The organism is Demequina sp. NBRC 110052, from assembly GCF_002090075.1.
GTDB lineage: Bacteria > Actinomycetota > Actinomycetes > Actinomycetales > Demequinaceae > Demequina.
The window spans coordinates 97,774-123,554 of sequence record NZ_BBRI01000002.1 but is presented as its reverse complement, the minus strand read 5'-3'; the positions used below and the strand labels follow the sequence as shown (position 1 = coordinate 123,554).

Sequence of the window (25,781 nt, the reverse complement as noted above, 5' to 3'; positions counted from 1 at the left end):
TCAGCTCCAGGCCGTCAGCACATCAGGCAGGAACGGGTCCACGAGCACTGCGGCGAACACGAGCGTGAGGTACACGATCGAGTCGCGGAAGAGCCGCATCTCCTTGAGCGAGGTATCGCCGTGGAGCGAGCGCCTGTACAGCGCGATGCAGCCCCACGTGAACCACGCGCCCGAGCCGAGCGCGATAGCGGCGTACACCCACGTCATTCCGCCCACCGGCACCAGGATCAGCGAGGTCACGACCATTGCCACGGCGTACGCGATCATCTCGATCGCCACGCGACGCGTGGACGCCACCACCGGCAGCATCGGCACCTCGGCGTGCGCATAGTCGCGCTTGAACTTCATCGACAGCGGCCAGTAGTGCGGCGGAGTCCAGAAGAAGACGATGAGGAACAGCAGGAACGGCTCCCACGCGAGCGACTCTGTCACCGCGGCCCAGCCGATCAGCGCGGGCATGCAGCCCGCGATGCCGCCCCACACGATGTTCTGCGCCGTCCGGCGCTTGAGGATCATCGTGTAGCCGACCACATAGCCCAGGATCGCGAGCACGGTCAGCAACGTCGCCAACGGCGACCCCACGAGCACCCAGAACCACAGCACCGAGACGATCGTGACCGACCAGGCGAACACGAGCGCCGCACGCGGGGTTACCTCGCCCGTGACCAGAGGACGGCGTCGGGTGCGCTTCATCACCGCGTCGATGTCGCGGTCGATGTAACTGTTGAAGGCGTTCGCGGCACCTGCCGAGAGGAAGCCGCCCACCAGCGTCAGGATCGTGAGCCCGACGGGTGGCCATCCGTCCGCGGCCAGCACCATGGCCGGCAGCGTCGTCACCAGCAGCAGCTCGATCACGCGCGGCTTCATCAGCGCGACATACGCCTTGACGCGGCGCGTCGCGTGAAGCCAGCGCGGCACCGTCGGCGCGGGCACGTCGGACACAGCGCTCGCGTTCAGGGGCATGTTCCGAGTCTACGCCCGCGCACACCCGGAACGGGACCTCCGTCCCGGTCGTGGAGGGACTCGGCGCGCGCCCACGCCCACTAGGCTGGGTGCGTCAACGCTGAATCACTTGGGAGACGTCCGTGACCCTGAATTGGACCGAAGCAGACCACCGCGCCGTCGACACCCTCCGGGTGCTCGCCGCCGACGCAGTTGAGAAGGTGGGCAACGGCCACCCCGGCACCGCGATCTCGCTGGCGCCCGCCGCCTACCTCCTGTTCCAGAACGTGATGCGCCACGACCCCGCCGACTCGAAGTGGATCGGCCGCGACCGCTTCGTACTGTCCGCGGGGCACTCGTCGCTCACGCTGTACCTCCAGCTCTTCGCGAGCGGCTACGACCTGGGCCTCGATGACCTCAAGGCACTGCGCACCGAGGGCTCGCGCACGCCCGGCCACCCCGAGTACGGCCACACCGACGGCGTCGAGATCACGACCGGCCCTCTGGGAACCGGCATCGCCTCCTCGGTCGGCATGGCCATGGCCTCGCGCCGTGAGCGCGGCCTGCTCGACCCCGACGCGGCGCCCGGCTCGTCGCCGTTCGACCACTTCGTGTACGTCATCGCCGGCGACGGCGACCTGCAGGAGGGCGTCTCGCACGAGGCCAGCGCGCTTGCAGGCACGCAGGAGCTCGGCAACCTCATCGTGATCTGGGACGACAACAAGATCTCGATCGAGCACGAGACGGACATCTCGTTCACCGAGGACGTCCTGGGACGCTACGCCGCCTACGGGTGGCACACCCAGCACGTGTCCTGGGTCGGCAAGGACGGCTACCAGGAGGACCCCGCCGCGCTGCTCGAGGCCATCGAGGCCGCGAAGGCCGAGACCGGGAAGCCCTCGATCATCGCGCTCAGCACCATCATTGGCTGGCCCTCGCCCACCAAGCAGAACTCCGGCGGCGTGCACGGCTCCGCGCTCGGCGCCGCCGAGGTCGCGGGCCTCAAGGAGGTGCTCGGCTTCGACCCTGAGCAGTCGTTCGTCGTCGAGCCCGAGATCCTCGCCCACATGCAGCAGGTCAAGGACCGCGGCCAGCAGGCGCACTCCGAGTGGAACGCGACGTTCACCCGCTGGCAGGACGAGAACCCCGAGCGCGCCGCACTGCTCGCGCGTCTGATGGACCGCGCCCTGCCCGAGGGCTGGACCGAGGCTCTGCCCGAGTTCGAGGTCGGCGGCAAGGTCGCCACTCGCGCCGCCTCCGGCAAGGTGCTGTCCGCCCTGGCGCCGGTGCTGCCCGAACTGTGGGGCGGCTCGGCCGACCTCGCCGGATCGAACAATACGACCATGGACGGCGAGCCGTCGTTCCTGCCGCCGCGCCGCTCGACCCACTCCTACCCGGACGGCGAGTGGTACGGCCGCACGCTCCACTTCGGTATCCGCGAGTTCGGCATGGGCACGATCCTCAACGGCATCACGCTCCACGGCCTCACGCGCGTGTACGGCGGCACGTTCCTGGTGTTCTCCGACTACATGCGTGCTTCGGTCCGCCTGGCTGCGCTGATGCAGATCCCCACCACCTTCGTGTGGACGCACGACTCGGTGGGACTGGGCGAGGACGGCCCCACCCACCAGCCGATCGAACACATCGCGACGCTGCGCGCCATCCCCGGCCTCGACGTCATCCGCCCCGCCGACGCGAACGAAACCGCATACGCGTGGAAGACGATCCTGGAGACCACGGACCGTCCCTCCGCGATCATCCTCACGCGCCAGAACGTCCCGACGCTCGAGGGCACTTCGGCCGAGGGCGTCGCCAAGGGCGCCTACGTGCTCGCAGGCGCCGACGAGGATGCCGACGTGCTCCTGGTCGCGACCGGCTCCGAGGTCTCGGTGGCGCTCGCCGCGCGCGAGGCCCTCGCCTCCGACGGCATCAAGGCCCGCGTGGTCTCCATGCCGTCGCGTGAGCGCTTCGAGCGTCAGGACGCCGCGTACCGCGAGTCCGTGCTGCCGTCCGCTCTCAAGGTGCGTGTCTCCGTCGAGGCGGGCTCGCCGCTCGGCTGGCGCGAGATCGTCGGCGACGCCGGACGCACCATCGGCATCGATCACTTCGGCGAGTCGGCCTCCGGCGCGCTGCTGCTCGAGAAGTACGGCTTCACGGCCGAGAATGTCGCAGCGGTCGCGAAGGACGCCCTCAAGGCGGCTGAGTGACCCGACACCTGAGCAGCTGGGTGGGCCTCGACCATGAGGCCCACCTCGCTCTCACGGCGAGCGCTGAGACTGTCGACACGATCGACCACCTCATCCCCGGGCTCGTGCGTGACGAGGTGGCCTCGCGGCTCACCGCTCAGGACCCCACCCTCTGGGGACCGGACGCGCACGAACGCGCCCGCGTGCGCCTGGGGTGGACATCGCTTCACGTCAGTTCGCGAGAGCTCCTCGAACGTCTCGAGGGGCTCTTCGTCGACGCACGCGGCGACGGGCTGACCCGCGTCGTGCTCGCGGGCATGGGCGGCGCCGCGCTCGGCGCCGAGGTCATCTGCGGATCTGCAGGGGTGCCGCTCGAGGTGCTCGACACGAGCGACCCCCAGGCCGTCCGTCGCGCCTTCGCGGGCGACCTCGCGTCCACCGTCCTGGTGCTCGCCTCGAAGTCGGGCGACACCGTCGAGGTGGACGCGCACCGGCGTGCGTTCGTCGAGGCGTGCGACGCGGCGGGCGTCGACGCATGGTCCCGCATCGTCGTGGTCACCGACGAGGGCAGCCCCCTGCACCGCCGGGCGCTCGAGGACGGCGCCAGGGACATCTTCCTCGCGGACCCCACCGTCGGTGGGAGCTTCTCGGTGCTCACGGCGTTCGGACTCGTCCCGGCTGCGCTCGCAGGTGTGGCGGTCCACGAACTCCTGGATGAGGCGGCCGCCGTCGCCGACTCGCTGGCCGAGGACGACGCTGCCAACCCAGCCCTCATCCTGGCAGCCGCGCTCGCGGGACCACGATCGACCATCGTGCTCACCGACGCCGGCTCAGGTCACGTGGGCCTCACGGCATGGGTCGAGCACCTCCTCGCCGAGTCGACCGGCAAGGCGGGCGTCGGCCTGCTGCCCGTCGTCTCCGAGACGCCTGCGCCCGAACTCAACCGCGCAGACGCACTCGAGTGCCGGCTGGTCGGCCTCGACGACGAGCCCTCGGCGGAGCACGCCCTGGTGACCGCAGCCGGAACGCTCGGCGCACAGCTCCTCCTGTGGCAGCACGCGACCGCGATCGCGTGCCGACTCCTGGGGGTCGACCCCTTCGACGAGCCAGAGGTCGACGCGTCGAAGGATGCCGCGCGCGCCCTGATCGACGACGACACGGCACCGGCTGACCCTGCATTCCTGGACGAGGGCATCGAGGTGCGTGCCTCGCCCGGGCTGCTGGGCGACGCGTCGACCGTCGCCGAGGCGCTACTCATGCTGGAGGACGCCGTCGGCCCCGGCGGCTACCTCGCCGTGGTTGCGTATGCCGACGAGGAGTCGTTCCCCTCGCTGCCACGTCTCCGACGCGCAGTCGCCCGCCGCATCGACCGCAGCGTCACGTTCGGCTGGGGCCCACAGGTACTGCACACCACCGGACAGCTCCACAAAGGCGGCGCCCCCCTCGGCGCGTATCTTCAGATCGTGGCGCCCTACGCCGAGGACCTCGCGATCCCTGGCCGTGCGCTGACCTTCGGGCAGCTGCGCGACGCCCAGGCTGCCGCGGACGCCTCCGCACTCGCCGCGCGGGGCCGTCCCGTCCTGACCCTGACCTTGACCGATCCGTCGCAGACCGCGCGTCTGACGGCCCTGATGGAAGGCTGATCATTTGAACCCCCTGAGGGATCCACGAGATCGTCGACTCCCCCGGATCGCGGGCTCCTGCGGGCTCGTGATGTTCGGTGTCACGGGTGACCTCGCACGCAAGAAGCTCATGCCAGCGGTCTACGACCTTGCGAACCGAGGGCTTCTGCCTCCCGCATTCGCGCTCACGGGCTTCGCGCGCCGTGAGTGGGGACGGGAGGACTTCGCGCAGGTCGTGCACGACTCCGTTCGCGAGCACGCGCGCACGCCGTGGCGCGAGGAGACGTGGCGCCAGCTCTCCGAAGGCATCCGGTTCGTCCAGGGCACCTTCGACGACCCCGAGGCGTTCGCCGAACTGCGCCGAACCGTCGAGGACCTCGACGAGAGACGCGGCACAGGAGGCAACCACGCCTTCTACCTGTCCATCCCGCCGTCGGCCTTCCCGCAGGTCATCACGCAACTGCGCGACTCAGGGCTCTCCGACCCCAAGGAGGGCACGTGGCGCCGCGTGGTGATCGAGAAGCCGTTCGGTCACGACCTCGAGTCCGCCGAGCGTCTCGATGACGTGGTCTCGGAGGTCTTCCCTCCCGATTCGGTCTTCCGCATCGACCACTACCTCGGCAAGGAGACGGTGCAGAACCTCTTGGCGATCCGTTTCGCCAACCAGCTCTTCGAGCCGATCTGGAACTCGCAGTACATCGACCACGTGCAGATCACCATGGCCGAGGACATCGGCATCGGGTCGCGTGCCGGCTACTTCGACGGCATCGGCACCGCCCGTGACGTGATCCAGAACCACCTCCTCCAGCTCTTCGCACTGACGGCCATGGAGGAGCCGGCGAGCTTCGAGGCGGCCGACCTGAGGACGGAGAAGGAGAAGGTGCTGCGCTCGGTGCAGCTGCCGTCCGACCTCGGCCTCGGCACCGCCCGCGGCCAGTACGCCGCGGGCTGGCGCGGTGGCGAGCAGGTCGGCGGCTTCCTCGACGAGGACGGCATCTCGCCCGAGTCGATCACGGAGACGTACGCCGCGATCCGCCTCGACGTGCCCAACCGACGCTGGAACGGCACGCCGTTCTACCTGCGGGCCGGAAAGCGGCTGGGCCGGCGCGTGACCGAGATCGCCCTCGTCTTCAAGAAGGCGCCCTCGCCCTATTTCCAGCACATCCAAGGCTCCGACGTGGGCACGAACGCGCTCGTGATCCGCGTCCAGCCCGACGAGGGCGTCACGCTGCGCTTCGGCTCCAAGGTGCCGGGCTCCACCATGGAGGTACGCGACGTCACGATGGACTTCGCGTACGGCAATGCGTTCACCGAGAGCTCCCCGGAGGCGTACGAGCGGCTGATCCTCGACGTCCTGCTGGGCGATCCGCCGCTCTTCCCCCGCCAGGAGGAGGTCGCACTGTCGTGGAAGATCCTCGACCCCATCACCGAGTACTGGTCCACTCAGGGCCAGCCTGAGCCGTACCGTTCGGGCACGTGGGGACCGCCCAGCGCGGATGAGATGCTGGCACGCGACGGGCGTGCATGGAGGCGACCATGATCATCGAGATGCCGAACACGACGACGTCCGCGATCGCGAAGCGACTCGTGCAGTCGCAGCGCGAGGGCGGCGTGATCACGCTCGCGCGCGTCATGACGCTCGTCATCGACGCGAAGGGCGCCGACTTCGAAGCCGCGATCGCCACGGCCAACGTCGCGTCCCGCGAGCACCCCTGCCGGATCATCGTGATCGCGCCCCAGACAGGAACTGAGGCACGTCTGGACGCCGAGATCCGCGTCGGAGGCGACGCCGGCGCCTCCGAGGTGATCGTGCTCCGCCCGTCAGGCGAGCAGGTGGGCCACGACGACACGCTCATCACTCCGCTGCTGCTCCCCGACGCCCCTATCGTCGCGTGGTGGCCTGCGGACGTGCCTCACGAGTGCTCCGTGACGGGCCTCGGCAAGATGGCTCAGCGCCGCATCACGGACTCCAAGGGCGACGCTGACCCGGCCTTCGTGCTGCGCTGCCTCGCGCACGACCACCGCCAGGGCGACACGGATCTCGCGTGGACCCGGCTCACGCGCTGGCGCGCGCTGCTCGCCTCCGCACTGGAGCAGGTCGCAGAGCCGGTCGTCACCAAGGCGCGCATCCACGGAGACATGGACAGCCCGTCGATCCTGCTCCTTGGCGCGTGGCTCAAGAACGTGCTCGGCTGCGAGATCGAGGCCACGTACGACGCCTCGGTGCATGCGCTCCAGCACATCGTCCTCGAGACGCCGTCAGGTGAGATCAGCATCTCGAGGCCCGACGGCCACCACGCGACGCTCAGCCAGCCAGGACAGCCCGACCACATCATCGCGCTGCCCGCGCGGACGCTCGACGAGTGCCTCGCGGAAGAGCTGCGTCGCCTCGACGACGATCCGGTCTACGGGGAGGCCCTCGCGACGTTCGGAACTGCCTCATGACGCGCGTCGTGGTCCTCCCTGACGCCGAGGCCGTCGCGCAGTCCGCCGCCGCTCGCCTGCTGGTCACGGTCCAGGACGTGCTCACGACCAAGCACGTCGCACACGTCGTGCTGACGGGCGGCACTGTGGGCACGCGCACGCTCGCGGCCGTCGCCTCGTCGCCACTGGCCGACTCGATCGACTGGACGAGCGTGCACGTGTGGTGGGGCGACGAACGGTTCGTCCCCAGCGGCCACTCCGACCGCAACGAGGGCCAGGCACAGCAGGCAATGCTCACCCACCTGCCCATCCCCGAGGAGAACATCCACCGTATGGGCGCATCGGACGTCTACGTCACGGCAGACGAGGCCGCGTCGGCCTACCTCGCCGAGATCGAGGCAGCCGGTTCCCCGAAGTGGGATGTGCTCATGCTGGGGCTCGGTCCTGACGGGCACGTCGCGTCCCTCTTCCCCGGGCACGACGGCTACACCCAGCCCGGCGCCGACGTGGTCGCCGTCCACGACTCCCCCAAGCCGCCCCCTACGCGCGTCTCGCTGGGGCTCGGCACCATCCAGCGTGCGTCCCGTGTGTGGGTGGTCGCCGCGGGTGCCGAGAAGGCCGACTCGGTCGCTCGCTGCCTCCACGGCGACCGCGAGCTCCCTGGCGCGGCCGCCCATGGCGAAGAGACGCTGTGGCTCATCGACGCGGCGGCCTCGACGCTCGTCTAGGCGTTTCGCCGCCGCAGACCGGAAGACGACGAGGGGGATCCCGCCAGCGTGGCGGGATCCCCCTCGTCGTCCGTGGCGCCGCTGCGCCTAATGCTTCTTGCCCATGAGCAGGTCCCGGCCCTCGGCGCTGACTCCGACGGTCTCCGGCTCTCCGAGCCGCTCCCGCACGCTCGCGACGATCGCATCGATATCGAACTCGTTCGGCTTCGAGTAGATCTGCTCACCGTCCGCGGTGAACGTGAAGACGCCCTTGCGTCCGGTCTTCAGGGTGACGCCGTCGAGCGCGTTGCCGAACTCCTCCAGGAGCCGAGTCTGAGCCTCCGTCGCGCGCGGCAGATACCCGCAGGGAACGCAGTACTCGATCGTGACTCCTCAACGGTGGGTACAGGGGTCGCACGCGTCAACACGCGCGCACCCCGAGCGCTTCCCGACCGAGGTCTCAGTCTGCGACGGCGACGGGAGCGTCGCCGCGACGCGCGCGGAGCTCGCTCAGCGCCTCGTCGAGAAGGGCCTTGCCCTCCTCTTCCGAACGGCGCTCCTTCACATAGGCGAGGTGCGTCTTGTAGGGCTCGTTCCGCAGCGGCTCAGGCGGGTTCTCCGAGTCGAGACCCGCGGGGAGGCCGCATCGCGGGCAGTCCCACTCGAGCGGGATCTCCGGGTCCTCGAAGTCCTCGCCGAGAGCGAAGCTAGGGCTCGTGACGTGACCCTTCGCGCAGTAGTAGTCGACGGTGCGCCTGGGCGCGGACTCGCCGCGCTCGGCCTCACCCATCGGTCCGGCTCCCACGCGAGAGCCGCGGATGGCGTTTCCTCCAGCCATGTCTACCCCTCAGTCCTGTCGCAGCCGTCTACAGCGACGCGAACCGCTGGATCAGGCCCAGCAGCACGATCACGAGCACCCACAGGATCGCTGCGCCCCAGGTGATGCGCGTCAGGTTGCGCTCACCCACCGACGACGACTGGATCCCGGACGCGAGTCCTCCGCCGAACATGTCGGTGATGCCGCCGCCACGTCCGCGGTGCGTCAGCACGAGTCCGATGATCACCACGCTGAGCACGACGAGCAGCACCCACAGGGTGGTCTCAAGGATGTCCACGCTTCTCCCAAGCATCTTCGACAGCGGTCTGGACCATCTTACGCGAGGACGGCGTGGCCCGGGACCAGGTCCCGGACCACGCCGTCAACGTCAGATGCCGACCTGGTGCTCCTTGAAGCGCGCGATCTTCGCGAACTCCTCGGGGTCGAGGCTCGCGCCGCCGACCAGGCCTCCGTCCACGTCGGCCTCCGCCATGAGCTGAGCGATCGACGAGGACTTGACCGAACCGCCGTACAGGACGCGCACGCCGTCAGCGATCTCCGCGTCGTACAGCTCCGCGAGCCGACCGCGAATGGCGGCGCAGACCTCCTGCGCATCGGCCGGCGTCGCGACCTCGCCGGTGCCGATTGCCCACACGGGCTCGTACGCGATGACGACGTCCTTCGCCTGCTCCGCGGGAAGGTCGGCCAGCGCGCCGTCCACCTGCGCGAGCGTGTACTCGACGTGCGTGCCCTCCTTGCGGATGTCGAGGCCCTCGCCCACGCACACGATCGGCACGATGCCGTGCGCGAACGCAGCCTTGGTCTTGGCCGCCACGATCTCGTCCGTCTCGCCGTGGTACTGACGGCGCTCCGAGTGGCCGACCGCGACGTACGAGACGCCCAGCTTCGCGAGCTGCGAGCCCGCGACCTCACCCGTGTACGCGCCTGAGGCGTGCTGCGAGATGTCCTGCGCGCCGTACTTGATGTCGAGCTTGTCCGCGTCCACGAGCGTCTGCACCGAGCGCAGCGACGTGAAGGACGGCAGGACCGCGACCTCGACGGACTCGAAGTCATGCTTCGCGTCGCGCAGGAGCCATGCGAGCTTCTGCACGGTGTGAGTGCCCTCGAGGTGGTCCAGGTTGAGCTTCCAGTTGCCAGCGATGAGCGGGGTACGTGCCATGTGTCAGCCCTCCAGGACGTCCAGGCCCGGGAGCACCTTGCCCTCGAGCAGCTCGAGCGACGCGCCGCCGCCCGTCGAGATGTGGCCGAAGCCGGCCTCGTCGAAGCCGAGGCGACGCACAGCCGCGGCGGAGTCGCCGCCACCGACCACGGAGAAGCCCTCGGAGTCGATCATGGCCTGCGCGACGGACTTGGTGCCACCGGCGAACGCCTCGAACTCGAACACGCCCATCGGGCCGTTCCACACAATCGTCTTGGCGTCCGCGAGCTTGGACGCGAAGAGCGCGCCAGACTCGGGGCCGATGTCGAGACCCATGCTCTCGGCCGGGATCGCGTCGGCCGCGACGACCTCGTACGCCGCGTCCGCTGCGAACGCCTCGGCCGCCACGATGTCCGTCGGCAGCACGATCTCGACGCCGTTGGCCTCCGCAGTCGCGAGGTAGCCCTTCACCGTGTCGAGCTGGTCCTCCTCGAGCAGGGACTTTCCAACGCCGTAGCCCTTCGCGGCGAGGAACGTGAACACCATGCCGCCACCGATGAGCAGGCGATCTGCCTTGGTGAGCAGGTTGGCGATGACGCCGAGCTTGTCGGAGACCTTCGAGCCTCCGAGCACGACCGCGTACGGACGAGCCGGGTCGGTCACGGCCTTGCTGAGCGACTCGACCTCCTTCTGCACGAGCAGACCTGCAGCAGCGGGCAGGATCTGTGCGACGTCATAGACCGACGCCTGCTTGCGGTGCACCACGCCGAAGCCGTCCGAGACGAACACGTCCGCGAACGCGGCGAGTTCAGCCGCGAGGGACTGGCGCTCCTCGTCGACCTTCGACGTCTCGCGCGCATCGAAACGCACGTTCTCGAGCATGGCCACCTGGCCCGGCTCGAGCGCGGCGACGACGGAGGCGGCCGACGGGCCGACGAGGTCCTCGGCGAGGTTCACGGGCTTGCCGAGCAGCTCCGAGAGGCGCGCAGCGGCCGGCGCGAGGGAGAACGCGGGGTCCGGCTCGCCCTTGGGGCGGCCGAGGTGCGCCATCACGATGACGGAGGCGCCAGCGCCGAGAAGCTTCTCGATGGTAGGGACGGACGCGCGCACGCGGCCGTCGTCAGTGATCGTGGTGCCGTCGAGCGGAACGTTCAGATCGGCGCGCAGCAGCACCTTCTTGCCGGTGAGGTCGCCGAGGGAGTCGATGGTCTTCATCTCAGTCCTTGGAATCGTGGGTGTGGTGGTCTAGACGCGACGACGCCCGCGAACGCCGGAGCGGACGCGGGCGTCGCCGTGAGTCACGTGAGGCGGATGCCGTTAGAGGCGCTCGCCGACGTACTCGGTCAGCTTGACGAGCGAGGTCGAGTAGCCCCACTCGTTGTCGTACCAGGAGACGATCTTGACCATGTTGCCGTTCACCTTGGTGAGCTTGGCGTCGAAGATCGACTGGTGCGGGTCGCCCACGATGTCGGACGAGACGATGTCGTCCTCGACGTAGGACAGCGTGCCCGCCATGGCGCCCTCAGCAGCGGCCTTGACCGCGGCGTTGACCTCCTCGATGGTGGTCTCCTTGCCGGCCTCGAAGGTGAGGTCGGTCGCGGAGCCGGTGATGGTCGGCACACGCATCGCGAAGCCGTCCAGCTTGCCCTTGAGCTCGGGGAGCACGAGGGCGACGGCCTTCGCCGCACCGGTCGAGGTGGGGACGATGTTCTGCGCGGCGGCACGGGCGCGGCGCAGGTCCTTGTGGGGACCGTCCTGGAGGTTCTGGTCGCCGGTGTAGGCGTGAACCGTGGTCATGAGGCCCTTCTCGATGCCGATCGCGTCGTTGAGGGCCTTCGCGACGGGCGCGAGGCAGTTGGTGGTGCACGAGGCATTCGAGATCACGTGGTGCGACGCGGGGTCGTAGTCCGTGTGGTTCACGTTCACGACGAAGGTGGCGTCCTCGTTCTTGGCCGGGGCCGAGATGATGACCTTCTTGGCTCCGGCGTCGATGTGAGCCTTGGCCTTGGTCGCGTCGGTGAAGAAGCCGGTCGACTCGATGACGATGTCGGCACCGAGCTCGGCCCAGGGGAGGTTCGCGGGGTCGCGCTCCGCGAGGGCCTTGATGGCCTTGCCGTCGACGTAGATCGCGTCGTCGTCGAAGGTGACCTCCTTCGGGAACTTGCCGAGCACGGTGTCGTACTTCAGCAGGTGCGCGAGGGTGGCGTTGTCGGTGAGGTCGTTGACCCCCACGATCTCGATGTCGGCGCCCTGGGCCAGCGCGGCCCGGAAGAAGTTGCGTCCGATACGGCCGAAGCCGTTGATACCGACCTTGATGGTCACAGTTTCTCTCCTCGGCTCGCGCCACGGAGTCGCGGCGCGGTAGGTAGCAGATGGGCCGCACGTCTACGTGCGTAGATGACGCCGCAACGAGCGGGTCACTGGTTCCCACCCTACACTCAAGCCGCACACGCGACCGCGCGACGAAGGTCCCGTCACGGACCAGGGAGGTCGGCCCTCAGTCGAGGTCGATGAGCTCCTGCGAGATGCCCGCCTCGGTGTCGGGAATCCCGAGCTCCTCCGCACGCTTGTCAGCGGTAGCCAACAGCCTGCGGATCCTCCCCGCGACCGCGTCCTTCGTGAGCGGAGGGTCGGCGAGCTTGCCGAGCTCCTCGAGCGAGGCGTCGCGGTGCTCGAGTCGCAGCCGGCCCGCCTGCTCCAGGTGGTCCGGCACGTCGTCGCCGAGGATGTCGAAGGCGCGCGCCACCCTGGCGGAGGCCGCGACGGCCGCCTGTGCCGAGCGGCGCAGGTTCGCATCGTCGAAGTTCGCGAGGCGGTTCGCCGTGCCGCGGACCTCCCGGCGCGTGCGCTTCTCCTCCCACTCGAGCATCGTGTCGTGCGCGCCCAGCCGCGCGAGCATCTGCGCGATCGCATCCCCGTCGCGGATGACCACCCGGTCCACGCCGCGCACTTCGCGCGACTTCGCGGTGATCCCAAGCCGTCGCGCAGCGCCGACGAGCGCAAGCGCCGCCTCCGGACCCGGGGCCGTCACCTCGAGCGCGGCCGACCGCCCGGGCTCCGTGAGGGACCCGTGGGCGAGGAACGCCCCGCGCCACGCCGCCACGGTGTCCTCGACGGACCCGCCGACCACCTGCGGAGGCAGACCGCGCACGGGCCTCCCTCGGTGGTCGAGCAGCCCCGTCTGGCGTGCGAGCTTCTCTCCCTCCTTGACGACGCGCACCACGTAACGGTTGCCCTTGCGCAGCGCTCCGCCCGACACGACGATGATCTCCGACCCGAGGTTGTGCACCTCGGCGATGTGCTGGCGGAGGCGGCGCGCGCTCGCGGCCGTGTCGAGCTCCGCCTCGATCACGATGCGGCCGGCCACGATGTGCAGACCGCCCGCGAACCTCAGCGTCGTCGCGATCTCAGCCTTGCGCGCGGAGACCTTGTCCACCTGCACGCGCGCGAGTTCGTCCTTCACCTTCGCCGTCAGAGCCATGGGGTACATCCTTCCATGCGTCACCGCCGTGCCATGTCCGAGCCGAGCATTCCCCAGGCGTCGGACAGCGCTCCCGCAAGTGCGCGCGGATCGTGCCGGTCGGCTGTGCCATCGGCCAGCATCGACGCGACCAGCGGTCGCGCTCCCCAGTCGCGGATCTCGTCGAGCAACCCGTCGTCAGCGGCGTGGCTGCTGTCGACGACGACGATGGCGGGGGCGCTCCCCCCGGCTGCCGCGCGCAGCGCGCGGATATCGTCGATGCGCTCCGTCCCCTCGGTCTCGACGTCCTCGTGTGCGATGTTGAGTACAAGCACCGTGCGCGCCGATGCTGCATCGAGCGCCGCCGCCACGGAGCCGACGAGGTAGTGGGGCATCACCGACGTGTACCAGCTGCCCGGACCGAGCACGATCATGTCGGACTCGGCGATGGCCGCGAGAGTCGCGGGAGGGACTCGCGGCGCGACCGGCTCCATCCGAAGCGCCGTCACGCGCCCGACGGCGGTCGCGACGGCGACCTGACCTCGCACCTCGCACAGCTCGCCGTCGCGCTCGACCTGCGCCACGACCTCGAGCGGGTCGAGCGCCAGCGGCAGCACGCGCCCCTTCGCGCGGAGCAGCCGTGCCACCCAGTCGAGGCCCCCCACAATGTCTCCGGTGTGCTGCCACAGGCCCGCAATCAGCAGGTTCCCCACCGCGTGCCCGTCGAGCGGGCCCGAGGTGTCGAAGCGGGTCTGGAGCACGTCGCGCCAGGTCAGTCCCCAGGCCGTGTCCTCGCACAGCGCGCTGAGCGCCATGCGCAGGTCCCCCGGCGGGACGACGCTCATCTCCTCGCGCAGCCGACCCGAGGAGCCGCCGTCGTCGCCGACCGTGACCACCGCCGTCAGAGTCTCCGAGACGTCGCGAAGCGCGGTGAGGCTCGCATAGAGGCCGTGCCCACCTCCGAGCGCCACCACGTGCGGCAGCGTGCCGGTCATCGCGGTGCGTCCCGATGCGTGATGCGCACCTCGAGGCCGGTCTGGGCGAGCATCGCTCCCAGTCGCTCGGCCATGGCGACCGAACGATGCTTGCCGCCGGTACATCCCACGCCGATCGTCACCGAGTGCTTGTCATGCGCGCGGTATCCGCGCAGCGCGACGACGAGGGCCGCCGCGTAGCTCTCGAGGAACTCCGTGGCGCCCTCGGACCCGAGCACATGGTCGCGCACCGCCTCGTCGAGTCCCGTGAGCGGTCGCAACGCCGGGATCCAATGGGGGTTGTCGAGGAAGCGGACGTCAGCGAGGTAGTCGGCGTCGCGCGGCGCGCCATTCTTGAACCCGAAGGACACGACGTTCACGTGCAGCGACGGGACCTCCTGGGCCACCTGCTCCGTGATCACATCGCGCAGGTCGTGCACGCTCAGCTCGGACGTGTCGATCACATGGTGCGCGCGGTCGCGCGCCGCAGACACGGCCGCGCGTTCCCTCGCGATGCCCTCCAGGATGGTGCCGTCCTGCTGCAGCGGGTGGGGACGCCGCGCCTCCTCGAATCGCGCGACGAGGGTCTCGTCGGACGCGTCCAGGAAGATGACTCGCACGGTCACGCCGCGCGCGGCAAGGTCGTCCACGACCGCGTCGAGGTCGGCGAAGAACGCGCCGCCCCGCACATCGACCACAGCCGCGAGCCGTCCCGCCTCCTGCGTCGTCACCATCGCGACGAGCGATCCGAGCATCTGCGGCGGGAGGTTGTCGACCACGTACCAGCCGAGGTCCGCGAGGACGGCAGCCGCCCTGGTGCGGCCGGCCCCGGACATGCCGGTCACGATCAGCACCTCAGCGTCGAGGTCGGCGAGTGCGGGCCGGGGAAGGCCCGACGGGTAGGTCTCCGGGGAAGGATCGTCCGTCATGGCTCCAGCATGCCACCGGAGCCGTGCAGAGCCGCGTGAATCCGGCGCGCCGTGGCGTCGCCGACTCCGGGCACCATCGCGATCTGCTCCGGGTCGGCCTCGCGCAGCCGTGCCACGGATCCGAAGTGCGTGACCAAGGCCTTCGCTCGCGACGGCCCGACGCCGGGGATCGTGTCGAGCTCGGAGGCGCTCATCGCCTTGCCTCGTTTGCGGCGATGCGCGCCGATCGCGAAGCGGTGCGCCTCGTCACGGACGCGCTGCAGCAAGTACAGCGGCTCGGAACCGCGCGGGAGGATCACCGGGAAGTCGTCGTCGGGCACCCACACCTCTTCGAGGCGCTTCGCGAGCCCCACCACCGTGACGCCGGTGATGCCCAGCCGGTCGATCACGCGTCGCGCTGCGCGCACCTGCGGGAGGCCTCCGTCGACGACCACGAGCTGGGGCGGGTACGCGAAGCGCGCGCTCTCGCGTTCCTCCGGTGGGAGCTCGCGTTCCTCCAGATAGCGCCTGAAACGGCGATCCAGCACCTCGTCCATGGCCGCCGTGTCGTCGGTGGCGTCCCGGATCGTGAACTGGCGGTACTCGGCCTTGCGAGGAAGCGCATCCTCGAACACGACCATGGATCCCACCTGGTTCGTGCCCTGCGTGTGCGAGATGTCGTAGCACTCGATGCGCAGCGGCGCGTCGTCCATCCCCAGGGCCTCCTGCAGCTCCTGGAGCGCCGCCGACCTGCTCGTGAGGTCAGTGGCTCTCTTGAGGCGGTGCTGATCGAGCACGAGCTGGGCGTTCTGCCGTCCAGTCGCCGCCAGCTCGGCCTTCTTCCCGCGCGCCGGCGTGCGCACGGCGACCCGCCCGCCACGCAGACCGGAGAGCAGCTCGACGAGCGCCGGATCGTCCGGCGGCACCGGCACGAGCACCTCTGGCGGCACGTCCTTCTCCTCGGCTCCGCCGTACGCCTCCTGGACGAGTTGCGTCACGAGCTGTGACTCCGTGAGCGGTTCGGGCTTGTCGACGACCCAGCCTCGCTCCCCCGCGATCCGGCCGTCGCGCACGTAGAACACGTGCGCCGCAGCCTCGAGATCCTCGTCGACGAGGCTGAACACGTCCGCGTCGGTGCCTGCGGCGAGCACGATCGCGTTGCGCTCGAGCACCGACCGCAGCGCCGTGAGTCGATCGCGGGCCCGCGCCGCCACTTCGAACTCCTCGTTCTCCGCCGCCTCCTCCATCTGCCGCGTGAGCTCGCGGACCACCGGCTTCGCGTCGCCCCCAAGCACCTGGCAGACCCGCTCGGCGAGCTCACGGTGCTCCTGTGGGCTCACTCGGCCGACGCATGGCGCGGCGCACTTGTCGATGTACCCAAGCAGACACGGGCGACCCTGGCGCTCGGCCTTCTTGAACGTCGACGGGGAGCACGTGCGCATGGGAAGCACCGTCAGCAGCGTGTCGACCGTCTCGCGGATCGCCCACGCCTTGGCGTACGGCCCGAAGTACCTCACGCCCTTGCGTCGCTCGCCGCGCATCACCTGCATGCGAGGGAACTGCTCGTTCATGGTGACCGCCAGGAACGGATACGACTTGTCGTCGCGGAACACCACGTTGAAGCGCGGGTCGTACTCCTTGATCCACGTGTGCTCAAGGATGAGCGCCTCGACCTCGTTGCGCACCACCGTCCACTCGACGGACGCCGCGGTCGTGACCATCGCGCGCGTGCGCGGGTGCAGGCGCTCGAGGGGCTGAAAGTAGTTCTGGAGCCGCGCCCGGAGGCTCTTGGCCTTGCCGACGTAGACCACGCGCCCGTGCGGGTCGCGGAACCTGTACACGCCCGGTCGCGCCGGAATCGTGCCTGTCGCAGGTCGGTAGTCGGCCGGGTTCGTCACGCCGACACCCTACGCGCGCGCGCCGCCGCGCCCGTCGATGATCTCGGCGAGGAAGCGGCCCGTGTGGCTCTCGGCGACGCCCGCGACGTGCTCGGGCGTGCCCTCCGCGACCACGAGACCGCCGCCGGATCCGCCCTCGGGCCCCATGTCGATGATCCAGTCCGCCGACTTGATGACGTCCAGGTTGTGCTCGATGACGATCACGCTGTTGCCCTTGTCGACGAGGCCCTGAAGCACGCCGAGCAGCTTGCGGACATCCTCGAAGTGAAGCCCCGTCGTGGGCTCGTCGAGCACGTAGATCGTGCGCCCCGTGGAACGGCGCTGCAGCTCGGATGCGAGCTTGACGCGCTGCGCCTCGCCGCCCGAGAGCGTGGGCGCCGGCTGGCCGAGACGGACATAGCCGAGCCCCACGTCGACGAGCGTCCGCAGGTGGCGTGAGATCGCCGGGATCGCCTCGAAGAAGTCGGCCGCCTGCTCGATCGGCATGTCGAGCACATCGGCCACGGTCTTGCCCTTGAAATGCACCTCCAGCGTCTCGCGGTTGTACCGCGCGCCCTTGCACACCTCGCACGGCACGTACACATCGGGCAGGAAGTTCATCTCGATCTTCAGCGTGCCGTCGCCCGAGCACGCCTCGCATCGACCGCCCTTGACGTTGAACGAGAACCGACCGGGACCATAGCCGCGAACCTTCGCCTCCTGAGTGTCGGCGAACAGCTTGCGGACCTTGTCCCACACACCCGTGTAGGTCGCCGGGTTCGAGCGCGGCGTGCGCCCGATCGGCCCCTGATCCACGTGCACGATCTTGTCGAGGTGGTCGGTGCCCGTGATGCGCAGGTGGCGCCCCGCCACCTGCCTGGCGCCGTTGAGGGTGTTGGCGAGACTCGTGTACAGGATCGAGTTGACCAGGGTCGACTTGCCGGAGCCCGAGACGCCGGTGACGGCCGTGAGCACGCCCAGCGGGAACGCCACGTCGATCCCCTGGAGATTGTTCTCCCGCGCGCCCACGACGGTCAGGGTGCGCTCGTCATCCGGGGTGCGACGCGCGTCGGGCATCGCGATGGTGCGTCGGCCCGAGACGTACGCGCCCGTCATCGACCGCTCGTTTGTGAGCAGGTCCGCGTAGCTGCCCGAGTGCACGACCTCGCCGCCGTGCTCTCCCGCGCCGGGACCGATGTCGACGACCCAGTCTGCGGTGCGGATCGTGTCCTCGTCGTGCTCGACGACGATGAGCGTGTTGCCGAGGTCGCGCAAACGCGTCAGCGTGTCGATCAGCCGGCGGTTGTCGCGCTGGTGAAGCCCGATGCTCGGCTCGTCGAGCACGTACAGCACTCCCACGAGCCCCGAGCCGATCTGCGTCGCGAGACGGATGCGCTGCGCCTCCCCGCCCGACAGGGTGCCCGCGGCACGCGCCAGGGTCAGGTAGTCAAGGCCCACATCCAGCAGGAATCCCAGCCGGGCGTCGATCTCCTTGAGCACCTGCACCGCGATCTGGCGCCCCCGCTCGTCCATCTCGGCGCGCGTGAGGAAATCGCGCGCGGCACCGATCGACAGCTCGCACAGCTCCGCGATGGACAGTCCGCCCACGGTCACGGCGAGCACCTCTGGCTTGAGCCGTGCGCCCTTGCACGTCGGGCACGGCACCTCGCGCATGTACGACTCGTACTTCTCGCGGGACCAGTCCGACTCGGTCTGCGAGTGGAGGCGCTCGATCCACGTGATCACACCCTCGAAGCCCGTCGTGTACTGGCGCTCGCGCCCATAGCGGTTCCGGAACTTCACGTGGACCTGGTAGTCCTTGCCGGTGAGGATCGCCTTGCGGGCGTCGGCAGGCAGACGCTCCCACGGCTCGTCCATGGAGAACCCGAGATCGTCGGCGAGCGCGGCGAGCGTGCGCCCGAAGTACTCCGACGACGTCTGCGACCACGGCGCGACCGCGCCCTCGTTCAACGAGAGCCCAGGATCCGGCACCACGAGCTCGGGGTCGACCTCGAGCTTCACGCCGATGCCCGTGCACGCAGGGCACGCACCGTAGGGCGCGTTGAAGGAGAACGTGCGAGGCTCCATCTCCTCGAGCGTCAGCACGTGGTCGTTCGGGCACGCCCGCTTCTCCGAGTAGCGTCGCGCCTCCACGTCGCCGTCGACGGGGTCGATCACCACGAGGCCGTCCGCGAGACGCAGCGCGGTCTCCACCGAGTCCGTGAGGCGCTGGCGCACACCGTCGCGCGCCACGAGGCGGTCGACCACGACCTCGATGTCGTGCTTGAGCTTCTTCTCCAGCTGCGGGACATCCGTGAGCTGCACCGTCTCGCCGTCGACGCGCGCGCGAGCGAAGCCTTGCTGCTGCAGCTCCTCGAAGAGATCCTGATACTCGCCCTTGCGCCCGCGCACCACGGGCGCGAGCACCTGGTAGCGGGTTCCCTCTGGCAGGGTCAGCACGGAATCGACGATCTGCTGCGGAGTCTGCGAGCGGATCTCCTCTCCGCACACCGGGCAGTGCGGTACGCCGACTCGCGCGTACAGCAGTCGCAGATAGTCGTAGACCTCCGTGATCGTGCCGACCGTGGAGCGCGGATTGCGGTTCGTCGACTTCTGGTCGATCGACACGGCAGGCGACAGGCCCTCGATGAAGTCCACGTCGGGCTTGTCCATCTGCCCCAGGAACTGGCGCGCATACGCGCTGAGCGACTCGACGTACCGTCGCTGGCCCTCCGCGAAGATCGTGTCGAAGGCGAGGGAGGACTTGCCTGACCCCGACAGTCCCGAGAACACGATCAGCGAGTCGCGGGGAAGGTCGAGGTCGACGCCCTTGAGGTTGTGCTCGCGCGCACCGCGCACCAGGATCCTGTCGTTCACGCGCCCACTCTACGTGGTCCTGGTTCGAACGTCTGTTCGAGCGGCGGCGTGTCGTGCGCGCACCCTCCGGGTTGCTGGCCACATCTGCCAGCATGGGTGCCATGAGCATGTGGGCGATCGAGTACCGATACGACGAGGCGCAGGATCAGGAGCGTGCCGAAGTGCGCCCCGAGCATCGGGCATACCTGGCGTCGCTCATGGACGCCGGCGTCATGCTCGCCTACGGCCGCTTCGACGACGACGGCGCGCCGGGCGCGCTGCTCCTGGCGGAAGCCCCTGACGCGGACGCGGTCGAGGCGTATCTCGCCGAGGATCCGTACATGCGCGCGGGGCTCGTGGGCTCTCACACCGTGAGGCCGTGGGCGGGGGTCGTGCGCCGCTGACGCCTCAGCGCTACTCGGGCTCCTCGTCCGCGCGCTGCTCTCCCGCACCCTGCGGCAGGCGCGCGCCGGACCGCTTGGAGGCACTCAGGCTGGCGACCGCGGCGACCGTGAGCGTGACCACGATGACCGCGAGCGACATCCATGTCGACGGCACGGGGATCCACTCGATCGGATCGCCGCCGTTGATGAACTCCAGCGAGTTGCCGTGCAGCGCCTCGAGGATCATCTTGACGCCGATGAAGGCCAGCACGACGGACAGCCCGTACGCGAGGTAGATCAGGCGCGACAGCATCCCGTCCACGAGGAAGAAGAGCTGGCGCAGGCCGAGCAGTGCAAGAGCGTTCGCCGTGAACACGATGTAGGGGTCCTGCGTGAGCCCGAAGATGGCCGGGATCGAGTCGAGCGCGAACATCACGTCGGTGCTCCCGATCGCGATGATCACCAGCAGCAGCGGCGTGACCATGCGTCGCCCGCTCTCGCGCACCGTGAAGTGGCCCTCGCGGTAGCCGTCGGTGATCGGCGCGACGCGCTTGACGAGCCGCAGGAACAGGTTGTCCCGGTACTCGACGTCGCCTTCCTCGGCACCGCCCTCACGCGCGACGCTGATCGCGGTGTAGATCAGGAATCCGCCGAACAGGAAGAACACCCAGTGGAACGCGTTCAGGGCCGCGGCACCCGCGGCGATGAACACTCCCCGGAGGACGAGTGCCATGGCGATGCCGATGAGCAGAACCCTCTGGCGCTGGATCGCCGGCACCGCGAAGCGGCTGAGGATCACGAGGAACACGAAGAGGTTGTCCACCGACAGCGACTTCTCCGTGACGTAGCCTGCGAGGAACTCACTGCCCTTCTCAGGGGTGGACCACCACCAGAACGACGCCCCGAAGACGAGCGCGAGTGCAATGTAGAAGAGGGACCACCGGAGCGACTCGCGGAACGTAGGAACGTGGGGCTTGGCCACGACGACCACGAAGTCGAACACGAACAGCCCAAGGATCGCCACCAGGGTCAGGGTCCAGACGAGCGACGATTCCACTCGCCCATCCTAGGTGCGCAGCTGGGCGCCACTCCCCCGGCGCGGCGCGCGCACGCCCCGCAGGGGACGATTCTGGCGTACGCCCGGACTCAGCCGGCAGCGAGCATCCCGCGAAGCTCCTTCTTCAGTTCCGCGATCTCGTCGCGCAGGCGCGCCGCCACCTCGAACTGCAGTTGCGCCGCAGCCTCGCGCATCTGGGCTGACAGCTCTTCGATCAGATCCGTCAGCTCATCCGCGGGTCGCTCGCTGCGCGAGGGTTCGACAGTCGACGGCGATGGCGCCTTCCGCGCCTCTCGCGCCTCGTCGAGCGCCTTGACCGTGTCAGCCTCCTCGCGCGCGAGCATCTCGGTGATGTCTCCGATGCGCTTGCGCAGCGGCGTCGGGTCGATGCCGTTCTCGGTGTTGAAGCGGATCTGAAGCTCGCGCCTGCGGTTCGTCTCGTCGATCGCGGAGGCCATGGAGTCGGTGACGGTGTCCGCGTACATGTGCACCTCGCCGGACACGTTGCGCGCAGCGCGCCCGATGGTCTGGATCAGCGAGGTGCCCGAACGCAGGAACCCCTCCTTGTCCGCGTCGAGGATCGCCACGAGCGAGACTTCCGGCAGGTCGAGTCCCTCGCGGAGCAGGTTGATGCCGACCAGCACATCGAACCGACCCTGCCTGAGCTCGCGGAGCAGCTCCACCCGGCGCAGCGTGTCCACGTCGGAGTGCAGGTACTCGACCCGCACCTCACGATCCGACAAGTACTCCGTGAGGTCCTCCGCCATCTTCTTCGTGAGAGTCGTCACGAGCACCCGTTCGTCGCGCTCGACGCGCAGGCGCACCTGCTCGAGCAGATCGTCGATCTGGCCCTCGGTCGGCTTGACCACGATCTGCGGGTCAACGAGCCCTGTAGGCCGGATGATCTGCTCCACGACGCCGTCAGACCGCTCGAGCTCGTAGGCCCCCGGGGTCGCCGACAGATACACGGTCTGGCCGACACGCTCCTGGAACTCGGCCCACTTCAGCGGCCGGTTGTCCAGCGCGGACGGCAGGCGGAATCCATGGTCGACGAGGGTGCGCTTGCGGGAGGCGTCGCCCTCGTACATCGCGCCGATCTGGGGCACGGTCACGTGAGACTCGTCGATGACGAGCAGGAAGTCGTCCGGGAAGTAGTCCAGAAGAGTGTGCGGCGGCGTGCCGCTCTCGCGCTGCTCGATGTGCCGCGAGTAGTTCTCGATGCCCGAGCACGTGCCGACTGATCGCATCATCTCGAGGTCGAACGTGGTGCGCATCTTGAGCCGCTGCGCCTCGAGCAGCTTGTTCTGACGCTCGAGCTCCTGGAGCCGCTCGCCGAGCTCGTCCTCGATCGTCCTGATCGCGGCGTTCATGCGCTGCTCGCTCGCCACGTAGTGCGAGGCGGGGAACAGATGCACCTGCTCGCGCCGTTCCACGATCTCGCCGGTGAGGGGATGCAAGGTGTAGAGCGCCTCGACCTCGTCACCGAACATCTCGATGCGGATCGCCAACTCCTCGTACACCGGGATGATCTCGACGGTGTCTCCCCTGACACGGAACGTGCCCCTCGTGAACGCGAGATCGTTGCGCGCGTACTGCATCTGGACGAACTCGCGCAGCAGCGAGTCCCGGTCCAGGACGTCACCGACCGCGAGAGTGACCATGCCCTGGATGTACTCCTCGGGCGTACCGAGCCCGTAGATGCAAGACACCGACGAGACCACGACCACGTCACGACGCGTGAGCAGCGAGTTGGTGGCCGAGTACCGCAGCCGCTCGACCTCCTCGTTGATGGACGAGTCCTTCTCGATGAAAGTGTCCGTCTGGGGTACGTAGGCCTCAGGCTGGTAGTAGTCGTAATAGCTCACGAAGTACTCGACTGCGTTGTGCGGCAGCAGGTCGCGAAACTCGTTCGCGAGTTGCGCGGCGAGCGTCTTGTTGTGAGCCATGACGAGAGTCGGCCGCTGGAGGCGCTCGACGAGCCACGCGGTGGTCGCGGACTTGCCCGTTCCTGTCGCGCCGAGCAGCACCACGTCCTGCTCACCCGCTTGGATGCGGGACGCGAGCTCGTCGATGGCCTTCGGCTGGTCGCCGGAGGGCTTGTACTCGGACACCACCTGGAACGGGTGGTCGGCACGGCGCAGGTCGGGACTCATGCGACTACGGTACGTCGCACCTCTGACGCCCGGAACCGCCTCAGGCGGGCACGTGCTCCGCCCAGAACTCGTCCACTTGGCGCCGGAGGTCCTGGACGGACCCGGATCCGTCGAGGATCGCGTCGGCGATCGACGCCCGCTGGGCATCAGTGGCCTGCGATGCGAGCCGCGCCGAAGCCTCCTCTGGCGTGAGGCCGCGGCCGTCGACGAGCCGAGCCAGTCGTATCGCGTCGTCCGCAGCGACGGTCACGACAAGGTCGAAGCGTCCGCCGTAGCCCGCCTCGTACAGCAGCGGGATGTCGTGCACCACGACCTCGACGCCGTCGGCGCGTGCCCGGCGGTCCTCCGCCTGGCCCATCGCGAAGATCGTCGGATGGACGATGGCGTTGAGACGCTCCCGTGCCGCATCGTCCGCGAACACGATCGCGGCGAGCGCGGCTCGGTCGAGCCGACCGTCGACCACGACGCGATCGCCGAACTCACGTGCGATGTCGACGAGCGCCGCGGAGCCTGGTTCCACGGCTCTCCGCGCGAGCACATCGTGGTCGACGACGCGTGCCCCGAGCTCCGCCAGGCGCGACGACGCCGTCGACTTGCCGGCGGCGATCCCGCCCGTGAGTCCGATGCGCAGCACGAACGCAGTCAAGCATCGGGGCAAGCGCTCCGGCAACCGAGGGTGGCCAAACGCACACCCTGCGCGCTGCGGGAACGACGAGGGGCCGCGACCCTTGCGGATCGCGGCCCCTCGTACGGATACGGCGTTAGTTGCCCGTGAGCTTCTCGCGCAGCGCGGCGAGGCGCTCGTCCGAAGCCAGCGTGCCAGCATCGGCGGCGTCGTCGTCCTGCGACGAGTACGAAGCGGGCGCACCGCCCTTGCCACCGGCACGGCGACGCGGAGCGGCGGCGGGAGCCTCGGACTCGGCCTCGGCGGCCTGCTCGTCCTGCTTCGCGACGAACGCCTTGTGCGCCTCCCAGCGCTCGTGCGCCTTGGCGTACTCGGCCTCCCAGGCCTCGCGCTGCTCCTCGAAGCCGTCGCGCCATTCCTGGGTCTCCGGGTCGAAGCCCTCGGGGTACTTGTAGTTGCCCTGGTCGTCGTACTCGGCGGTCATGCCGTAGAGCGCGGGGTCGAAGTCCTCGCCCTCGGGGTCGACGCCCTCGTTCGCCTGCTTGATGGACAGCGAGATGCGGCGGCGCTCGAGGTCGATGTCGATGATCTTGACGAAGACCTCCTCGTCGGCCTGCACGACCTGCTCGGGCAGCTCGACGTGACGCACGGCCAGCTCGGAGATGTGCACGAGGCCCTCGATGCCCTCGAAGACGCGCACGAACGCACCGAACGGCACGAGCTTGGTGACCTTGCCCGGCACGATCTGACCGATCGCGTGGGTGCGGGCGTAGACGGCCCACGGGTCCTCCTGCGTCGCCTTGAGCGACAGCGACACGCGCTCGCGGTCCATGTCGATGTCGAGAACCTCGACCTCGACCTCCTGGCCCACGGAGACGACCTCGTTCGGGTGGTCGATGTGCTTCCAGGACAGCTCCGAGACGTGCACGAGGCCGTCCACGCCGCCCAGGTCGACGAACGCACCGAAGTTGACGATCGACGACACGACGCCCTTGCGGACCTGGCCCGGCTTGAGCGCGGTGAGGAACGACGAGCGGACCTCGGACTGCGTCTGCTCGAGGAAGGCGCGGCGCGACAGGACCACGTTGTTGCGGTTCTTGTCGAGCTCGATGATCTTCGCCTCGATCTGCTGACCGATGTAAGGGCCGAGGTCGCGCACGCGGCGCATCTCGACGAGCGACGCCGGGAGGAAGCCGCGCAGACCGATGTCCACGATGAGTCCGCCCTTGACGACCTCGATGACGGTACCGGTGACGACGCCGTCCTCCTCCTTGACCTTCTCGATCGAGCCCCAGGCACGCTCGTACTGCGCGCGCTTCTTTGAGAGGATCAGGCGGCCTTCCTTGTCCTCCTTGGTGAGGACGAGGGCCTCGATGGTGTCGCCGACGTTGACGACCTCATCGGGGTCGGCGTCGTGGCGGATCGAGAGCTCGCGGGCGGGGATGACGCCCTCGGTCTTGTAGCCGATGTCGAGGAGGACCTCGTCACGGTCGACCTTGACGATGGTGCCCTCGACGAGGTCGCCGTCGTCGAAGTTCTTGATAGTCGCGTCGATGGCAGCGAGGAAGTCCTCAGCGGTGCCGATGTCGTTGACGGCGATAGGGGTGGACTCGGGGGTGGAAACGGACATT

General features: G+C 69.1%; 21 protein-coding genes and 1 pseudogene. 6 read left to right on the top strand and 16 right to left on the bottom strand.

Annotation, left to right across the window (positions count from 1 at the left end; translation table 11 throughout):
• Positions 1-963: a heme o synthase gene (locus B7K21_RS00570; RefSeq protein WP_084072996.1), complete on the bottom strand. Its 963-nt coding sequence runs from the start codon at positions 961-963 to the stop codon at positions 1-3.
• Positions 964-1,085: 122 nt separating this feature from the next.
• On the opposite strand from B7K21_RS00570, the gene tkt reads away from it, so the two are divergent.
• The 5 genes from tkt to pgl all read left to right on the top strand — a co-directional run bounded on the left by tkt (position 1,086) and on the right by pgl (position 7,902).
• Positions 1,086-3,149, top strand: coding sequence for a transketolase (gene tkt, locus B7K21_RS00565; protein ID WP_234989119.1), 2,064 nt, complete (start codon positions 1,086-1,088; stop codon positions 3,147-3,149).
• Positions 3,146-4,771, top strand: coding sequence for a glucose-6-phosphate isomerase (locus B7K21_RS00560; RefSeq protein ID WP_234989118.1), 1,626 nt, complete (start codon positions 3,146-3,148; stop codon positions 4,769-4,771). The genes tkt and B7K21_RS00560 overlap by 4 nt, the downstream gene beginning before the upstream one ends.
• Before the next feature lie 70 nt (positions 4,772-4,841).
• Positions 4,842-6,290, top strand: coding sequence for a glucose-6-phosphate dehydrogenase (gene zwf, locus B7K21_RS00555; protein WP_234989117.1), 1,449 nt, complete (start codon positions 4,842-4,844; stop codon positions 6,288-6,290).
• Positions 6,287-7,195: a glucose-6-phosphate dehydrogenase assembly protein OpcA gene (locus B7K21_RS00550; RefSeq protein WP_084074742.1), complete on the top strand. Its 909-nt coding sequence runs from the start codon at positions 6,287-6,289 to the stop codon at positions 7,193-7,195. Before zwf ends, B7K21_RS00550 begins: the two co-directional genes overlap by 4 nt.
• Positions 7,192-7,902 (top strand): 6-phosphogluconolactonase, encoded by a 711-nt coding sequence (gene pgl / locus B7K21_RS00545; protein ID WP_084072993.1) that lies wholly within the window; start codon positions 7,192-7,194, stop codon positions 7,900-7,902. Before B7K21_RS00550 ends, pgl begins: the two co-directional genes overlap by 4 nt.
• A 255-nt stretch (positions 7,903-8,157) precedes the next feature.
• On the opposite strand, the pseudogene B7K21_RS12890 reads toward pgl, so the two are convergent.
• The 11 genes and pseudogenes from B7K21_RS12890 to uvrA form a co-directional block, all read right to left on the bottom strand.
• Positions 8,158-8,238 (bottom strand): annotated as a pseudogene (locus B7K21_RS12890) (hypothetical protein); the annotation flags it as partial.
• 103 nt (positions 8,239-8,341) lie between these two features.
• A complete protein-coding gene (locus B7K21_RS00535) occupies positions 8,342-8,719 on the bottom strand; it encodes an RNA polymerase-binding protein RbpA (RefSeq protein ID WP_084072991.1) in 378 nt (125 codons plus the stop codon).
• Positions 8,720-8,747: 28 nt separating this feature from the next.
• Positions 8,748-8,996 (bottom strand): preprotein translocase subunit SecG, encoded by a 249-nt coding sequence (gene secG, locus B7K21_RS00530; protein ID WP_084072990.1) that lies wholly within the window; start codon positions 8,994-8,996, stop codon positions 8,748-8,750.
• Between the two features lie 90 nt (positions 8,997-9,086).
• The gene (gene tpiA / locus B7K21_RS00525; RefSeq protein ID WP_084072989.1) at positions 9,087-9,878 is read right to left on the bottom strand and encodes a triose-phosphate isomerase; all 792 of its coding nucleotides are present in this window, start codon (positions 9,876-9,878) and stop codon (positions 9,087-9,089) included.
• Between the two features lie 3 nt (positions 9,879-9,881).
• Positions 9,882-11,072, bottom strand: coding sequence for a phosphoglycerate kinase (gene pgk / locus B7K21_RS00520; protein ID WP_084072988.1), 1,191 nt, complete (start codon positions 11,070-11,072; stop codon positions 9,882-9,884).
• A 102-nt stretch (positions 11,073-11,174) separates the two neighbouring features.
• Positions 11,175-12,179 (bottom strand): type I glyceraldehyde-3-phosphate dehydrogenase, encoded by a 1,005-nt coding sequence (gap, locus tag B7K21_RS00515; protein WP_084072987.1) that lies wholly within the window; start codon positions 12,177-12,179, stop codon positions 11,175-11,177.
• A 175-nt stretch (positions 12,180-12,354) separates the two neighbouring features.
• Positions 12,355-13,338, bottom strand: coding sequence for a DNA-binding protein WhiA (gene whiA / locus B7K21_RS00510; protein WP_084072986.1), 984 nt, complete (start codon positions 13,336-13,338; stop codon positions 12,355-12,357).
• 20 nt (positions 13,339-13,358) lie between these two features.
• Positions 13,359-14,312, bottom strand: coding sequence for a uridine diphosphate-N-acetylglucosamine-binding protein YvcK (gene yvcK, locus B7K21_RS00505; RefSeq protein WP_084072985.1), 954 nt, complete (start codon positions 14,310-14,312; stop codon positions 13,359-13,361).
• On the bottom strand, positions 14,309-15,220 hold the full coding sequence (rapZ, locus tag B7K21_RS00500) for an RNase adapter RapZ (protein ID WP_084072984.1): 912 nt from the start codon (positions 15,218-15,220) through the stop codon (positions 14,309-14,311). The genes yvcK and rapZ overlap by 4 nt, the downstream gene beginning before the upstream one ends.
• The gene (gene uvrC, locus B7K21_RS00495; protein WP_084072983.1) at positions 15,217-17,097 is read right to left on the bottom strand and encodes an excinuclease ABC subunit UvrC; all 1,881 of its coding nucleotides are present in this window, start codon (positions 17,095-17,097) and stop codon (positions 15,217-15,219) included. Before uvrC ends, rapZ begins: the two co-directional genes overlap by 4 nt.
• A gap of 9 nt (positions 17,098-17,106) precedes the next feature.
• Positions 17,107-19,953, bottom strand: coding sequence for an excinuclease ABC subunit UvrA (gene uvrA, locus B7K21_RS00490; protein WP_084072982.1), 2,847 nt, complete (start codon positions 19,951-19,953; stop codon positions 17,107-17,109).
• 101 nt (positions 19,954-20,054) lie between these two features.
• Between uvrA and B7K21_RS00485 the strand changes: the two genes are divergently transcribed.
• Positions 20,055-20,336 carry a YciI family protein gene (locus B7K21_RS00485; RefSeq protein WP_084072981.1) on the top strand — a complete coding sequence of 94 codons (282 nt, stop codon included), beginning with the start codon at positions 20,055-20,057 and terminating at the stop codon, positions 20,334-20,336.
• A 10-nt stretch (positions 20,337-20,346) separates the two neighbouring features.
• Here the strand turns inward: B7K21_RS00485 and B7K21_RS00480 are convergent, their stop codons facing one another.
• The 4 genes from B7K21_RS00480 to rpsA form a co-directional block, all read right to left on the bottom strand.
• Positions 20,347-21,372: a TerC family protein gene (locus B7K21_RS00480; RefSeq protein WP_084072980.1), complete on the bottom strand. Its 1,026-nt coding sequence runs from the start codon at positions 21,370-21,372 to the stop codon at positions 20,347-20,349.
• An 89-nt stretch (positions 21,373-21,461) separates the two neighbouring features.
• Entirely contained in the window at positions 21,462-23,525 is a 2,064-nt protein-coding gene (gene uvrB, locus B7K21_RS00475) for an excinuclease ABC subunit UvrB (RefSeq protein ID WP_084072979.1), read from the bottom strand.
• A 40-nt stretch (positions 23,526-23,565) separates the two neighbouring features.
• Positions 23,566-24,159, bottom strand: coding sequence for a dephospho-CoA kinase (gene coaE, locus B7K21_RS00470; protein ID WP_084072978.1), 594 nt, complete (start codon positions 24,157-24,159; stop codon positions 23,566-23,568).
• A gap of 127 nt (positions 24,160-24,286) precedes the next feature.
• Positions 24,287-25,780 (bottom strand): 30S ribosomal protein S1, encoded by a 1,494-nt coding sequence (gene rpsA / locus B7K21_RS00465; protein ID WP_084072977.1) that lies wholly within the window; start codon positions 25,778-25,780, stop codon positions 24,287-24,289.
• Position 25,781: the final 1 nt, after the last annotated feature.